This window comes from Komarekiella delphini-convector SJRDD-AB1 (assembly GCF_014831675.1).
In the GTDB taxonomy this organism is placed as follows: Bacteria; Cyanobacteriota; Cyanobacteriia; order Cyanobacteriales; family Nostocaceae; genus Komarekiella.
The window spans coordinates 1-15,273 of the sequence record NZ_VJXY01000012.1; the positions used below are offsets into that span (position 1 = coordinate 1).

The window sequence follows — 15,273 nt, forward strand, 5'->3', positions numbered from 1 at the left end:
ATTATTGAGGCAACTAACTTAATTTTTTTCTTTCCGTGTATTGCACGGAAAAGTATAACTCTCCTCTCCATGTAATACGCGGCAAACTTGGCGTTTTTTTGTTAAGCAATATTTCGCCAACGGTATCAGTCCCTCTGCCAACCCCCTACGACAAGTGCTAGACGCCATTGGCTCTCAGCTACCTTGCTTAACCTACGATACTTGGGGTTGCTGCCTACCAGAAGGTGATTTTAATACATCAGTGGGTGCAGAACAATTTCGTGAAGTGCTGATGCAATTTCGTGGTCATGATGCTGTAGCCGAATGGCAGCAACTCCAACGTGTTATGGAACCACTAGCTAGTGCTGCAACTGCCATACCACCAGCCGCATTACGCTTTGATATGGGTGCAGCTAAAACTGTGAGCCGATTTGTCCCATCTCTGGCAAAGCATATTGCAGATGTGCCCAAGCTAACGGGCCCTTTCAGCCGGATTATGGATGCTGTTGTTAAAGACTCATTTACACACAACTGGCTTAATATGTTGTGTTTTCTGCTTTCTGGGCTACCCGCAGACGGCACTAGTACAGCTGAAGTAGCATTTATGTTTGCCGACTGGTATCGGCCAGGTGTAGTACTTGACTATCCGATTGGTGGTAGTGGTGCTTTAGTTGATGCTTTAGTGCAAGGGCTAGAACGACATGGTGGTCGGTTAATGCTAGGCGCTCATGTGGAGCAAGTGCTTGTAGAAGGCAACCAGGCTGTAGGTGTGCGTCTGCGTGATGGTAAGGAAATCCGAGCGCGTCGCGCAGTAGTTTCTAATACATCTGTTTGGGATACTTTGAAACTCCTACCAGAAAAAGCAGTGCCAAAACACTTTCTTACCAAACGACAGGCGACACCTGAGTGTGATAGCTTCATGCATCTGCACCTAGGTATTAACGCTCAAGGATTACAATCAAACCTGAAGTGTCACTATATTGTAGTTAACAATTGGGAAGCAGGCATCACAGCACCTCAGAACGTTGTGTTGATATCAATTCCTTCAATTCTCGACCCATCCCTAGCACCACCAGGCAAGCATGTGATTCATGTTTATACTCCTGGTAATGAGCCGTACGCTCTTTGGCAAGGGATGGACAGGAAAAGCCAGGAATATGCTGAACAAAAGCTCTTACGTGCAGAAGTGATGTGGCAAGCTTTAGAGCGCATCATTTCAGATATTCGCTCGCGTTGTGAAGTCACACTTGTTGGCACACCTCTAACTCACGAACGTTTTCTACGTCGCCACCGAGGTTCCTATGGGCCGGCGATTAAGGCTGGAGTTAGTTTGTTTCCTGGCCCTAGCACACCTCTACCAGGGCTGATGTGCTGTGGAGACTCGACATTTCCTGGGATTGGTTTACCAGCAGTCGCCGCCAGTGGCATGATTGCTGCGAATACACTTGCACCTGTGAAGAAGCATTTAGCTATGCTTCAGGATATTAAGTGTATTTAATTTTTTGAATACAAAACCTAGTTGCCAAAAGAGCCGCACCCGCTACCAAAGTTGCTAGTAAACTTTCAGGTTCAGGTACCGCAGCATCGGGGAAAACTTGAGCATCGATTCGTGCAGTTCCACCCAATACACCTGCTAAGTTAGGGTTGCCAAGTATAGTAGCGAATTCTGGAGAAATTAGCAATTTCACATCAGCAAGAGTTAAATCTTTTCCATCAAATGCCACACTTCCCGGAGTGCTCAAATCAAACAAAACTGTATTTAAAGAGAATGTGTCTTTTAGAACGAGTCCACTGGCATGATTAACGGTACGTTTCGGAGCTAAATCAATAGAAAAATTACCAATAGTAGTTTGATTATTAAAGGTAATAGTGCCAGTGTGTTTGATTGTACCTGAGAGCGGAGTAAAACCGCCTATGTTACTGAATTTGAAGTTGGTATCTGGGCTAATGCTGAAGCCAACTATAAAATTACTGTTAATTGGTTGGGCTGTATTATTAGTGCCTGTTAAGTTTAGCCCGATACTGCTGAGAAAATTTAAGTCATGATAAACGCTGGTAACTCCAGATTTTACCTGAAAAGTTGCGGCTTCCGCCCGTATGGGTGCAATTGATATAAAAGCTGCTGTACAACCAAGAATTGTGACAATCTGAGAAAAACGCATGTAAATTCCTTATTTTCTGTGGTAAATCATAATATAAAAAAACAATTTTAAGACTTCCAATTTAAGTTACGGCGGGTTTCATCAGAATAGACCACAGTAGGGTTGCCTACCAATAATACTACATACTAAAGGCTTCCAAATTAGGTTAAGGCAGAAGCGATCGCTTTTTCAAGCTCTAGCAAATTCCTTGATATCTTGGTAGAAAATCTGAGGTGAAGTTCTATGCTGACAACTACAGCCACCATTTCCCAACGGGCTATACTGCAAAACATTAGTTGGCAGACTTTTGAAAGCATCCTTGTAGAAATGGAGATAATCGTGCCACGCGACTGGCTTACGACCACGGGATACTAGAAGTCATGACACCTTTAATGCCCTATGAATATAACAAAAGATTAATAGAAAAGCTGATTGATAATTTAGCCGAGCAACTCAACTTAAACTTGAAAACACTGGTTCAGTTACTTGTAAGCGTCCAGACTTACTGCGGGGAGTAGAACCAGATTCAAGTTTTTACATTCAGAATGAATCGATAATGAGACAGAAGCAGAATCTCGACTTGACGCAAGACCCACCACCAAACTTAGTTATTGAGGTAGACTATACCAGCGCTTCTGTTGACGGCTCTCTATTCTCTATCTATCTTGCTTTAGGTGTACCGGAAGTTTGGCGTTATGACGAACCTGTAATGCAGATTTACAAGTTACAGGAAGGTGTGTATATTCCCTGTGATGTTTCGCCTAGTTTTGCAAATCTCCCCTTAGCGACGGAAATTCCCCGATTTTTGTTTGAGAGTCTCAAAATTAGGGAAATTCCTATGATTCGTTCATTTCGCGCTTGGGTCAAACAGCAGATAGAAAATTCATAGGTGTGGAAGTATAGACTTGTTCTTGATTCATGAGGGTTGTCCTTTATCATTAGTCATTAGTCAACAAGTATTTACAAAGGACAAAAAACTAATGACAGTCTTAGCTAGTGAATGTTCAAATTAAAGGCACATTAGCTTGACAGCTTGTCGTCATATATTGCCAAAAGGATGTATCATGTCAAAGTGCATCATACACAAGCCGTTGTTTTATGCCTACTGTTGAACCAGACGAAAACCGAGAGCATCGCATTAAAACAGAAATCATTATAGATGCCGAAGATAAAGAAGAACGGGCAATGGGTTGGTATTACTACCTCGACGATACTCTGAACGTACCCTTTATGGCTAAGTGGACAAAAAAGGGACGTAAATCGACCTCTGTTGAGGAGAAACAAGTCGAAGTGCTAGGAATGGCACCAGACGATGAGTGTTTAAAAGATATGTTTGTGGAAGTTGTTTATCCCAATGGCAAAGATGAAGATGTATTTTCTGCTAAGTTATCTGAAATAGTTGCTATTGATGCTGATAGTGAAACCCAAGAAGCACTGGCAGACTGGCACTATTGGCTTGCTAGAGGATACAAATTCTAAAATTAGCAATGAGCGATCGCATCGCAATTTAATTCTAGGACAAATGCCGAATAATACGGCAGGGATTGCCAGCAGCAACGACATTTTCAGGTATGTCTTTGACAACTACACTGCCAGCACCAATGGTTGTATTATCGCCAACTGTTACCCCTGGACAAATGATTGCACTACCACCAATCCAGACATTATTGCCAATTTTAATCGGTGCAGCTAATTCTTTACCGGAAAGACGAATTTCTGGTTCTGTAGGGTGATAGGCAGTATAAATCTGTACATAAGGAGCACACATAACATTTTCACCAATGTGAACTGTATTGCAGTCTAAAATTACACAGCCATAGTTCATATATAATCCGTTGCCAGCGTAAATATTACTGCCGTAGTCACAGTGAAAGGGTGGTACGATCAATACCTGTTGTCCAACTTTTCCAAATAATTCTTGCAAAATTTGCCGTCGCTGCTCTTGATGTTCTTCAGTTGTAGAATTGTACATTCGTAAAAGACGACTGGCTTGTTTATTTTCAGCAACTAATTCAGAATCGTATGCAAGATATAACTCGCCTGCGAGCATTTTCTGTTTTTCTGTTTTTTCCATGACATAATTTATAGATGCAATCGAATATATTTAATTACAGAATTTGTCTGCCCAATTCAAGCATTCCAAATTAGCAGATTTTTAAAATTATTTTTTAATCAAAAATAGTAGCTGTAATCAAAATTTTATAGTACTAATATTACACTAAGACTATCACTAATTTGAAACCAACTACTAGCAAAATTGCATTTTAAATAAACTTTATAAAAAACCAAATTTTTGATACTAAATACAGTTAAGTTATATTAAGTTGTATTAACTAACCAAAAATTGCAGAGAATTCGACAAAATATGCCTTTTCGGATTTTAAGCTTGGACGGTGGTGGAATTCGGGGAGTAATTGCGGCCAGTATTTTGGCAGTGATTGAGAAGCAAATTGACCAACCCTTGAATAAGTATTTTAACTTAATTGCGGGAACTTCTACAGGCTCAATTCTAGCAGGTGCGATCGCAAAAGGATGCAGTAGCCAAGAAATTATTGAACTATACAAGCAAAAAAGCTCACTAATATTTCCTTACAAAAGTCGTTTCGCGCTACAGCGAATTGGTTTATTGCTAAAGTATGGTTTATCCGCACCCAAGTTTTCTGATGAGGGTTTGATTCAAGCTATCAAAAGTGCTTTTGGTGATATAAGAATATGTGATATTACTTCCACAATGTTGTTGGTTATTTCCTATGACACCATTGGCCGGGAACCAATTGTATTTAAAAGTTGGCGTCAAGACAAAAGTTATGGTGATGTCGCTTTGTGGGAAGCGTGTGTCTGTTCAGCATCAGCTCCAACTTATTTCCCAGCACATAAACTAGACAAAACGGTAAACGGAATCACTAAAAATGCATTTGCGAATGGCATTATTTTGGACGATAATGCATCCTCAATAGAAGACATATATAAAGATACGCAGATTACAATTACTAGTGGTACAGGTAGTGGTCAAATTCGCAATCTCAAAAAATATGTAGGATCAATTCAACTTGCTTTGATAGACTCACCTTGGGAAAAAGTACCCGACAATACCTCTACTTACTCGATTAAATGTATATACTCTGCCATTGATGGCGGTGTTGCTGCTAATAATCCCTCTAGCTGTGCTGTTGCAGAAGCTCTGAGGTTGGGTTATCCAGTTGAAGAAATTTCTATCCTTTCTATAGGAACTGGCGATCGCACCCGAATCATACCATATGAACAAGCTCGACAGTGGGGCCTAATAGAATGGGCACAGCCCCTAATTGGTATTTTGTTTGATGGCTCATCAGGTATTTACGAATATATCACCAGGCAAATCATGGATGATCGTGTTTTACGATTGCAATTCAAACTTGACCGACACTTAACTGGCAAACGTTTGAGTGATGATATTGATGATGTCAGTCAAGAAAATATCAGTAATTTGATTGAAGCTGGAGAGGTTTACATTAATCAGCCACAAGTACAAGCCGCATTACAGAAATTTTTGCAGATTGCTCAATAGTCAAGAGTCAAGGTAAAAACGCGATTAATAGCGTCTGTAAATAGTCAATAGTATTGGACGAAGGACAAAGCGCAAAGTCTGTAGCAAGTTCCCGCAGGATGCGCCGGCTTCCGGCCATCAGACGCCAATGACGCTCCTGCGTCGCTACCGCTACGCTAACGCACAAGTCGAGGAACTCGCCCAAGCGACTGGCTCAACTTTGTAAGAGAGGACAAATGACAAATAATTAATTAACCAAATATGGCATAAGTAGCTTTTCCCTGCTGCTTAGCTCGGTACATCGCAATATCAGCATCCCTTAGTAGAGTTGCTGGCTCCTCGTAATGATTAAAACTTAAAGCAATACCAATACTGGCTGTGGTAGATACTGGATGTCCATTCAGGCTCAGCGGTATCCTTAAGGCGTCTTGAATACGTTTGGCAACATTGGTAGCGTCAGTAACGTCTTTAATATCTTCTAAAAGAACAGTAAACTCGTCGCCACCAAATCGTGCTACAGTATCGCCACTACGTAAGCATGACTCCAAGCGTCGGGCGATTTCGACCAAAAAATCATCCCCCATTGTATGCCCAAAACGATCATTAATTTCTTTAAAACCATCTAAATCTAAAAACAACACCGCAAAATAATAATCGTTTCTACGTTTGCTACGCTCAATTGCTTGCTTGAGCCTATCCAAGAATAAGACGCGATTCGGTAATGCTGTCAACCCATCATAAAATGCATTACGGAGCAGTTGCGCCTCTGTTTGCTTACGTTTGGTAATTTCTTGAAAAATTAAAACTGCACCAGTAATGTTGCCATTATGATCACGGATGGGTGCAACATTATCCCCAATCGGTATTTCTGTACCATCTCTAGCAATCAGTGTACAATTTTCTGGTAAATTCAAAACCTCCCCTGCTTCTATTGCATGTGTAGCTAGATTTTTAATTGTTTCTTCGACATTTTTGTTAACCAAGCTGACAACTTCTACTAAATCTTTCCCAAATGCTTCATCTTGCTTCCAACCAGTAAGGGTTTCTGCTATGGGATTCATCATTTGAATACAACCATTGGTATATGTTACAACCACTGCACAACCCATACTGTTGATAATTGCTACTAGCCTTTGTTTCTCTTCCTGTAATCTCTTTTCAATCTGGTGTTTGTACAAAGCCATTTCCACTGCAATGTATAAGTCTCTTTCAAGAAATGGTTTATTAATGTAGCTGAAAGGCTCACTTGCTCGCTTTTTATGTAATCTTGTATATTCAAAATTCTCTGTTAAATATAATACAGGCACATGGAAATGATTCTGGATAATATCTGCCGTTTGCTCACCATCAATTTCACCAGTTAGGCAGATATCAATTAACACTAAATTTGGATTAATCTCAGCTACTTTTTTGATTGCCTCTTCACCAGAATCAGTGGTTTCTGGAACAGAATAACCCAACTTTTGTAAACTTTTTCTGATATTTGAGGCTAGGGTCTTTTCATCCTCAACAACTAGGATTCTGCGTGCGAACATGTTACAATAACCTGTTTGCTAAGGTTAAGATGCTGTTGTCCGTATCAACTAAATCTCAAATTCAATATTCTTATAATAGTCAATTTATAACTCCATATCTCCTTGCTTGGCGAAAATACTGAACTAATGATCAAATAGTATATTATTTACCTATTATAGTCTGTGTGTTTGGCAAAGTGAATTTGATTACTCTATGCAGTTAATATCAGGTTATTAACGTTTAATTGAAATTGCCGTAAAATTACTAACTATTAAAGTCTGATTTTCAATAATATGCAATAGTTGTTTTATTAAAAAGCACAAGCAAATGTGGCAAGTACTTAAACTAAGTTTGAACTTAAAAGTTAATAAAATAACATTATAACGCTTACGTAGCATAGATAAAGTCTGTATGCAAGTATTGCGGATAATTAGGAAATTGGATTTTTGGCAAAGCTAAATTGCTGATACATTTTTTACAAATATACTTAAATAATTTTATTGTTAATTGTTCTTTTAAATTACAGAAAAAACCTAAGTTTGTATTGCCAGAAAATAATTTTTAGTATAAAAAAATGCTTAAACAAGTAAGCATGTATGAATAAACAGCAATATTTAATAAATAGTTAACAGTCAAAAACCCTTGTATCATTAGCTTTTAAATATAGACCAGCAATTTTGTCGCATATATATTTATTTATGCCCAGTTACGTAGAAACTATCTATCACTTCTGTGCAATACTTAGGCACAAAATCTAGTATTTTGAAAGATGCAATTTAAATGTATATCAGTAAATAACATAGTTTTTTAGCTTTTGATAACGAGCAAGTATGAGGGAGAAAATTAAAGAGAGGAGAATGGAGCGATGGAAGAAAAGATTCTGTTTGTTTAGATACTTCTACTCTCCAGATAAATCCACTCTCTCCGCTTGCTAGTGGGTGTAGTTTAAGAAGAAAAGCATGCTTAGACTTTAGAGGTCAGATTTAGTTCTAGTCAGTTCAATGCTAATTTTGCCGCTGAAGTCTGGAATCGGTGCGGCGGGCTTGCTTAAAATAACTTGAACTTGTGTCACACGATCGCACTCTTGGAGAATAGAATCTGCGATTGTGGCTACCAACCTTTCGACTAGAGCAAACTTGGATGTTTTCACCAGATGTTGTACTAAGCTAATGACGCTGCGATAATCTAAAGTGTCTGCGATCGCATCTGTCTTCGCAGCAGTGGAGATATCCAGCCATAACTTCACATCCACCTCAAACCATTGCCCTAAAACTTGTTCTTCTGGTAAATAACCAGTGTAGCCATAGCAGCGAATTCCTGTTAAATGAATGCAGTCCATAAGAATTTGAGTGCGAATTTTAGATCTTGCAGAAAGTGTAGCCAGTCCTGTGAGATAATTTCCTGACTTGAAAAACCAGCGCGTTGCTCTGATAAGCAGAGTCGTAGCGACTGGCTCAACTTTCCAAGACGGATTTTAAATGAAAATATCCTAAACAAAATCTAAAATTTCAGATTGTTTTATAGCTCTATGGGATTTAATGCTAATTGCCTTTAAGAATGTTAATCAACTTTGGGCCTATATTTTAACGGAGACGCTAAAGCGCCTGGGATTAACTTGTGCTGTCATTTGTCCTGGTTCTCGCTCTACACCTCTAGCAGTTGCTTTTGCCCAGCAAGTGCCTGACATTGAAGCGATTTCCATTCTTGATGAACGCTCCGCCGCTTTTTTTGCCTTGGGACAAGCTAAAACAACCGGACGCCCTGTGGCACTACTTTGTACTTCTGGTACAGCAGGGGCAAATTTTTACCCAGCGGTAATTGAAGCCTCATATAGTCGCGTACCACTGTTGGTATTAACCGCCGATAGACCGCAAGAATTGCGAGATTGCCACTCTGGACAAACTATAGATCAGTGTAAATTATATGGTGATTACCCAAACTGGCAAGCGGAGTTAGCTTTACCATCCTCTGACACGGGAATGCTAGCTTATCTGCGACAAATAGTCATTCATGGCTGGGAGCAAGCGCAAACTCCAAGCAAGGGGCCAGTACATCTAAATATTCCCTTTCGCGATCCTCTTGCACCCATTCCTGATGCAAAGACGTTTCATGAAACGTCTTTACAATTTTTGCAGTCACAGTTTCACTTAGAAGACTTTTTTGCAGGAATAGCAAGCACCACCCCATTACCCATTACCCATGCCCCTAATCCCCACTTCGTGGGGGCCCCGAGTTCCCCATTTCCCATTCCCCAAGAATGGCTAAAATGCGATCGCGGTATGATCATCGCTGGTGTTGCTCAACCGCAGCAGCCACAAGAGTATTGTAAAGTGATCGCCCAACTTTCTCAAACTCTTAAATGGCCCGTACTAGCAGAGGGACTATCCCCAGTCAGAAATTATGCCGACCTCAACCCTTATTTAATTTCTACCTACGACCTAATTTTGCGAAATCAGCAATTAGCAAAGCAGTTAGCACCTGAAATGGTGATTCAACTAGGTGAATTGCCTACAAGTAAAGAACTGCGTCACTGGATAGATGCAACCCAACCGCGACGCTGGGTAATTGATAACAGTAATCAAAACCTTGACCCTTTGCATGGGAGGACAACGCATTTACGAATATCTATAGAGCAGCTAGTTCAAGAAATAGGAGAGGGAGAGTGGAAGAGTGAGAAACAAAGTAATTTTGATTTTTTACCATCTTCTTCTGACTATCTCCAAAAGTGGTGTGCAGCAGAAACCCAAGTTAGAGCAGCTATTGACCAGACTATGGCAACAATGAAGGAGTTGTTTGAAGGCAAAGCCGCTTGGTTACTATCTCAGATACTAGCGCCAGAAACGCCATTATTTATTGCTAATAGTATGCCTGTCCGGGATGTAGAATTTTTCTGGAAACCGAATAATTTAGGAGTGCGATCGCACTTTAACCGTGGCGCAAATGGCATCGATGGCACACTATCCACAGCTTTGGGAATTGCCCATCGCCATCAAAGTTGTGTGATGCTAACGGGAGATTTAGCCCTTTTGCATGACACCAATGGTTTTTTAATCCGCAATAAATTCGTCGGACATCTCACAATTGTATTAATCAACAACAATGGCGGTGGGATTTTTGAAATGTTACCCATCGCCAAATTTGACCCACCCTTTGAAGAATTTTTTGGTACTCCGCAGGATATTGATTTTGCCAAGTTGTGTGCTACTTACAATGTCCAGCATGAATTGATTAGTTCTTGGCAGCAGTTCCAGCAAAGATTAAACCCGCTACCAACTCAAGGTATTCGGGTTTTGGAGTTGCAGACAAATCGGAAATTAGATGCAAAGTGGCGACAGGAGAATTTGCCTAAGTTTGCAGGGGGTATTGCTATTTAGTTATTCTGATACTAAGCGAAACCTTGCCTAAAAAATATTCATTTTATGACTCTGAAAGTTAGGTTTATTCTGGGCATCACAGGTTTTGAAGTTTTAGGTATCTGATGCTGCCAATATTCCTGTGTTTTATCTTTCATAATTAAAAGGCTCCCATTAGTTAAATTTAATTCTAATTTATCTAAAATTTTATTAAACTTATGTCTGAACTTTAGTTTTCTTTCACCTCCAAAACTAACAGAATAAATTATTGGATATTTACCTAATTCCGGCTCATCATCAGAGTGCCAAGAAATACTGTCTTTACCATTACGGTAAAGATTAATCAGAACACTATTAAAGGAGATTTGGGCTGTCTCTTCAACTCTGTCCTTAATGAACAACAACACTGGTGTCCAAGGTATAGGATTCATCGCAATGTTTGAATACGTATAGGATTTACCAGTGTCGCCATACCAGGCAGTTAACCTGGGTAAATCTATTTCTTTCCCATAGCATTTGATCTTGTCTTGTCGCCAATTAACTTCTATGAATAACCTTTGGAGTATTTCGTCACTTTCTTCTTCAGTAAAATAGTTTGGGTAGAATATAATTTCTGCATCAGGAATAGAAAGCTTCTCTATTTGCAAATGTGAAGTAAGTGCAGACTGACCCCAAAGGTTAAGGCTTAACTGAGTATCATTATCGTATTGCATTAAATAAACGAAATTCCCATTTATTTAAGTTATTGCTTAACGCCAATACTGTACACAACATTCCAGGTTAAACGAGGCTTTCTTCTTTCTTGAATAGCATCATATATTTGACCTAATTTTGTCGCATCTTCACCAACTAGTCTACCATTTGGTGACTCAATAAATTTAGAAAGGACTAATCCTGATTCTTTAGCAATGTTCTGAATATGTTGTTGCCATCTATATCCACGTCTTTCTATAAAAACAAATCTTGCTCCTGTAGGTGCAAATTTAGCCACTTGACTTAGAAAGGAGCGTAATCCAGGATCATCATTGAATATTTCAGACAAGAGAAAATTTAATACATATATATCTTGTTTCCATACATCTCCAAGATAAGAAAATCGATCCAACTCAGTAATATCACAAGCTAAAAAATTACCTGATGGTATCATTGACCATGTTGAGCGATTAGCACCATGTAGATGTTTGAAGGACTCATTAACTTGATCCCTTATACCGTACCAAGAGCTTGCCCATTCCTGAACCTTGTCGAGCAGTTGAAAATCTACGCTGACTGAGACTCCAAGCTTTTGCTGCTCAAAAAACTTTGCCATCGCCATTAACTCTGTACCAGGGCCAGCACCAAAAGCACAAATTTTTACCTCGTGACGCTCTTTCGCAATTTTTAACACATAATTATGCAAGTCTTCATTTGATTCTAAAACGTGCTGAAAGGTGCTGGCATTGGCAGCAGCAACAATATACAGATAGGCAAGTCGGCAAGCAGGATCTTGATAGTTTAGGTTGGGAACTCTGTCTGAGAACCACTCTACTTGGTTTCGTTCAGCTTCATCCAGAATAAGCTCATAAACTACATCTATAGGTATTTCTAATTGATTGGAGATAAAATCAGTCTCTTTTTCTATAACAGTTTTCAGTAACTCAAAAAAAGTAATTGCCATGTGATAAACCCTATCTTAATCAAGATAGAATATTAACTTGTATAAAGATATAAAAACCGTATAAATACTGATTTGACATAATCACTATATTTTCTCAAGCTTTTATTTGCGCTTCTGCATGAGATTTACCCGCTTGGTTGACCTTTTAACCACCCTTCCAAGTCCGCGATCGCAATCTCAATTCCAACAACGCCAAAGCTAAGGCTTCCAACGTTCCTCAGCAATTTCGCCAAATAGTCGTTTTAAAAGTCGCAGGACGAGCGATCGCGCTTCTTCTTACACCGCTTCTGATATACTTGCGTGTCTGTAAATGCTTCTTCACTTCGGGAAACTTTTTTGTAGCCATAAACGTTTTACCGGAGTGCGATCGCCCTTCTTCTCTGTGCCTCTGTCTTGAAAAGTTTCCTACGGAGGGAAACCCTCCTTCAGAACTTTTCGCTGCGCCTCTGCGTGAGATTTACCCTCTTGGTTAACCTTGTAACCACCCTTTCAAATCAGCAAGAGTAGAGAAATCCAACAAAGCATCACCTAAAGCTTCCAACTGTTCCACCGATAAACCTTGAATCTGGGACAGAAGCGCATCAGGAATATTACCCACACGCCGATTTAATAGTCGTAAAACGATCGTTCTTTCTCCTTCAACCTTTCCTTCCTCTCGTCCTTCTTCCTTCGCTTCCAGAATAGCTCGTGGTTCTTCCAAATTCAGTCCCAACATCGCTGCAATCTCCTCTCGACTAAGGTTAGAAAACTTGTAGACGATAATCGTCGTCACTAAATCTATTATCGCTTGCTCCGATTGTTGTCGTGCTTGCTCCAGCAAAAACCGCGCCCCTTCCACTGCTTCCGTTTCAGAAGTAACATTTGTCAGCAACATCAAACCCAATCCCAAAGGTTGTTGGCGCAAATCCCCCAACTCATCCAGATAAACCCGCCTGATTTGACCACTTTCTAACAAAGCGCGGTGAATTATTGAGTTGGTAGGTTCAAGACTGCGAGAACCAAAAATTAACACCCCAAACCAGTCATCATAACGGATAGAGTGGCGGTAGAGAAACAAAAACAATTCACTAAAGAAGCGGTGATAGAAGTCTTCGTCCTTTTGAAACTGGACTTCTGCAAAAAAGACGGTTTTGGAAACTGCATTAGCGGGAGGTAAAAAGACTCCATCAATCCGAAAGGCTGTTTCTTTCACCTCAACTGATTCAAACTGGTAGTTTTCTGCTTCTGGGGGTGGTTCATCTACTAATTCAAACAGCAAACCTGGAAATTGCTTAAATAATTTGTAGAAGATGGTGTCACGCCGCATTTTTATTCCTCATCACCCAGACAATTACCAGATTGTAAAGGCTTGAGACACCAATTAATTTTAGTGTAGGCGTAGCCCACCGCAGGTATCGCTTGTCCCTACGTCCGCGATAAAATTCTCAAGCACAACAGCGCACTCCATACCAATGCAAATCAACTGGCAAATCGCCAAAACCTACGAAGACATCCTGTATCACAAAACCGATGGCATTGCGAAAATCACCATCAACCGTCCCCATAAACGTAATGCTTTCCGCCCCAAAACTGTTTTTGAATTGTACGACGCTTTCTGTGATGCCCGTGAAGATACTAATATCGGCGTCGTTCTATTTACTGGTACTGGCCCACACACTGATGGCAAATACGCCTTCTGTTCTGGTGGTGATCAAAGCGTGCGAGGACACGCTGGTTATGTAGATGATACTGGCATTCCCCGCTTAAACGTGTTGGACTTGCAACGCTTGATTCGTTCCATGCCAAAAGTGGTGATTGCTTTAGTAGCTGGATATGCGATCGGTGGTGGACATGTCCTGCACTTGATTTGTGACCTCACTGTCGCCGCCGATAACGCCATTTTTGGACAGACTGGCCCCAAAGTTGGCAGTTTCGATGGTGGTTTTGGGGCTAGTTATCTTGCCCGCGTTGTTGGACAAAAAAAGGCACGAGAAATTTGGTTTCTTTGCCGCCAATATAATGCACAACAAGCTCTAGAAATGGGTTTAGTTAATTGTGTCGTTCCAGTAGAACAGCTAGAAGCAGAAGGTATTCAATGGGCACAAGAGATTTTAGAAAAAAGTCCGATCGCCATTCGCTGTCTCAAAGCCGCATTTAACGCTGATTGTGATGGACAAGCTGGTTTACAAGAACTCGCTGGCAATGCCACTCTACTCTATTACATGACAGAAGAGGGGGCTGAAGGAAAACAAGCGTTTCTCGAAAAGCGTCCACCTAATTTTCGCGATTTTCCTTGGCTACCTTAAAATTGCAAAAATCGCACCTCACTAAAGAGTGCGATTTTTGCAAATGTCAAAATTTACAACACTAGAAATATTAAAAGCAAATCTTATTTTTAGCAGACTACAAAATGATTAGAGTAATAATGGGATAGCTAAATAAGCACTGCTTTAGTCTTAAGCTGTTCAGAGGTGCAAGCAGTTGTTTCCTCTAAAGTGGCTAGAGCAGCATTGTCTAAATCTGAGGCTAAGGATTGAGAAGCAGCTAAAACTGGTGTTGCATCTGGCAAACTCCAAGCATCTTCTAAGGTTTCCCAAGAAGGTGCAAAAGGTGGGAGCGCCAAAGAGCAAGCTTTCCAACTTGCTTGTACTTGTACTCCTAACAATTGACACATTCCACCACGGCGACCCTCTGGCTGATAATGACGGCAATATCGACAGGCAGATGTCAAAAATTTAATAGGTTTCATTTGGGTTCATCTTTAGCGCCGTTTTTGGCTGATTTTCACCCTTCTATTTTCCTTCTATATATAAAGACGGATTAGAGGCAAAAAGTCATTATTATCTATAGGTTCTAGCGATCCCCGCTCTAAAATAAACTTTAGAATGTCTTTATATTCTTGTTATATTTTTAAATGATCTAAACTTTATAAGTAGGAATTTTAGCTAAAACTGATTAGGGATCAAAGCTAAAAACAAAGATTTTGATTTAGCCAGTTGTTTAAGTTCATCCTTAAGAAGGACATAAAATATGCAGTTCGGGATTAATTGGTCTATATCATGGTGTGTAGGGATCGTCTTTTAATAAGAAATTATTATCTGTCTAAATAATCTAGGATTTCTC

At 40.0% G+C, this 15,273-nt stretch carries 15 protein-coding genes and 1 pseudogene; 6 read left to right on the top strand and 10 right to left on the bottom strand.

What is annotated here, in order from left to right; genetic code table 11:
• Window positions 1–127 precede the first annotated feature (127 nt).
• Window positions 128–1,477: pseudogene (locus FNW02_RS12800) on the top strand (phytoene desaturase family protein); the annotation flags it as partial.
• On the opposite strand, the gene FNW02_RS12805 reads toward FNW02_RS12800, so the two are convergent.
• Together FNW02_RS12805 and FNW02_RS39545 are read right to left on the bottom strand one after the other, a co-directional pair.
• Complete coding sequence (locus tag FNW02_RS12805) at window positions 1,464–2,141, bottom strand: hypothetical protein (protein ID WP_191757925.1); 678 nt, start codon at window positions 2,139–2,141, stop codon at window positions 1,464–1,466. The pseudogene FNW02_RS12800 and the gene FNW02_RS12805 sit on opposite strands and share 14 nt — an antisense overlap.
• Before the next feature lie 140 nt (window positions 2,142–2,281).
• Window positions 2,282–2,413, bottom strand: coding sequence for a hypothetical protein (locus FNW02_RS39545; protein ID WP_263627747.1), 132 nt, complete (start codon window positions 2,411–2,413; stop codon window positions 2,282–2,284).
• A gap of 212 nt (window positions 2,414–2,625) precedes the next feature.
• Between FNW02_RS39545 and FNW02_RS40125 the strand changes: the two genes are divergently transcribed.
• Both FNW02_RS40125 and FNW02_RS12815 read left to right on the top strand, forming a co-directional pair.
• Window positions 2,626–3,009 carry a Uma2 family endonuclease gene (locus tag FNW02_RS40125; RefSeq protein ID WP_431356806.1) on the top strand — a complete coding sequence of 128 codons (384 nt, stop codon included), beginning with the start codon at window positions 2,626–2,628 and terminating at the stop codon, window positions 3,007–3,009.
• Window positions 3,010–3,218: 209 nt separating this feature from the next.
• Window positions 3,219–3,599 carry a calcium-binding protein gene (locus FNW02_RS12815; RefSeq protein WP_191757926.1) on the top strand — a complete coding sequence of 127 codons (381 nt, stop codon included), beginning with the start codon at window positions 3,219–3,221 and terminating at the stop codon, window positions 3,597–3,599.
• 34 nt (window positions 3,600–3,633) lie between these two features.
• Here FNW02_RS12815 and FNW02_RS12820 read toward each other — a convergent pair whose 3' ends face one another.
• The gene (locus FNW02_RS12820; protein WP_191757927.1) at window positions 3,634–4,194 is read right to left on the bottom strand and encodes a sugar O-acetyltransferase; all 561 of its coding nucleotides are present in this window, start codon (window positions 4,192–4,194) and stop codon (window positions 3,634–3,636) included.
• 291 nt (window positions 4,195–4,485) lie between these two features.
• Here FNW02_RS12820 and FNW02_RS12825 point away from each other — a divergent pair, with 291 nt between their 5' ends.
• Window positions 4,486–5,667 carry a patatin-like phospholipase family protein gene (locus tag FNW02_RS12825; protein WP_191758044.1) on the top strand — a complete coding sequence of 394 codons (1,182 nt, stop codon included), beginning with the start codon at window positions 4,486–4,488 and terminating at the stop codon, window positions 5,665–5,667.
• A gap of 230 nt (window positions 5,668–5,897) precedes the next feature.
• On the opposite strand, the gene FNW02_RS12830 is transcribed toward FNW02_RS12825, so the two are convergent.
• On the bottom strand, window positions 5,898–7,181 hold the full coding sequence (locus FNW02_RS12830; protein ID WP_191757928.1) for a GGDEF domain-containing response regulator: 1,284 nt from the start codon (window positions 7,179–7,181) through the stop codon (window positions 5,898–5,900).
• A gap of 950 nt (window positions 7,182–8,131) precedes the next feature.
• On the bottom strand, window positions 8,132–8,500 hold the full coding sequence (gene folB, locus FNW02_RS12835) for a dihydroneopterin aldolase (RefSeq protein ID WP_191757929.1): 369 nt from the start codon (window positions 8,498–8,500) through the stop codon (window positions 8,132–8,134).
• A gap of 199 nt (window positions 8,501–8,699) precedes the next feature.
• Here folB and menD point away from each other — a divergent pair, with 199 nt between their 5' ends.
• The gene (menD, locus tag FNW02_RS12840) at window positions 8,700–10,535 is read left to right on the top strand and encodes a 2-succinyl-5-enolpyruvyl-6-hydroxy-3-cyclohexene-1-carboxylic-acid synthase (protein ID WP_191757930.1); all 1,836 of its coding nucleotides are present in this window, start codon (window positions 8,700–8,702) and stop codon (window positions 10,533–10,535) included.
• A 38-nt stretch (window positions 10,536–10,573) separates the two neighbouring features.
• On the opposite strand, the gene FNW02_RS12845 is transcribed toward menD, so the two are convergent.
• From FNW02_RS12845 to FNW02_RS12855, 4 genes are all read right to left on the bottom strand, one after another.
• Window positions 10,574–11,227, bottom strand: coding sequence for an alpha-ketoglutarate-dependent dioxygenase AlkB family protein (locus FNW02_RS12845; protein ID WP_191757931.1), 654 nt, complete (start codon window positions 11,225–11,227; stop codon window positions 10,574–10,576).
• A 29-nt stretch (window positions 11,228–11,256) separates the two neighbouring features.
• Window positions 11,257–12,171 (bottom strand): hypothetical protein, encoded by a 915-nt coding sequence (locus FNW02_RS12850; RefSeq protein ID WP_191757932.1) that lies wholly within the window; start codon window positions 12,169–12,171, stop codon window positions 11,257–11,259.
• A 217-nt stretch (window positions 12,172–12,388) separates the two neighbouring features.
• Window positions 12,389–12,517: a hypothetical protein gene (locus FNW02_RS39550; protein ID WP_263627740.1), complete on the bottom strand. Its 129-nt coding sequence runs from the start codon at window positions 12,515–12,517 to the stop codon at window positions 12,389–12,391.
• Window positions 12,518–12,640: 123 nt separating this feature from the next.
• Window positions 12,641–13,477: an Rpn family recombination-promoting nuclease/putative transposase gene (locus FNW02_RS12855; RefSeq protein WP_191757933.1), complete on the bottom strand. Its 837-nt coding sequence runs from the start codon at window positions 13,475–13,477 to the stop codon at window positions 12,641–12,643.
• Window positions 13,478–13,622: 145 nt separating this feature from the next.
• On the opposite strand from FNW02_RS12855, the gene menB reads away from it, so the two are divergent.
• Window positions 13,623–14,456, top strand: coding sequence for a 1,4-dihydroxy-2-naphthoyl-CoA synthase (gene menB, locus FNW02_RS12860; protein WP_191757934.1), 834 nt, complete (start codon window positions 13,623–13,625; stop codon window positions 14,454–14,456).
• A gap of 128 nt (window positions 14,457–14,584) precedes the next feature.
• Here the strand turns inward: menB and FNW02_RS12865 are convergent, their stop codons facing one another.
• Window positions 14,585–14,899, bottom strand: coding sequence for a hypothetical protein (locus tag FNW02_RS12865; RefSeq protein ID WP_191757935.1), 315 nt, complete (start codon window positions 14,897–14,899; stop codon window positions 14,585–14,587).
• Window positions 14,900–15,273: the final 374 nt, after the last annotated feature.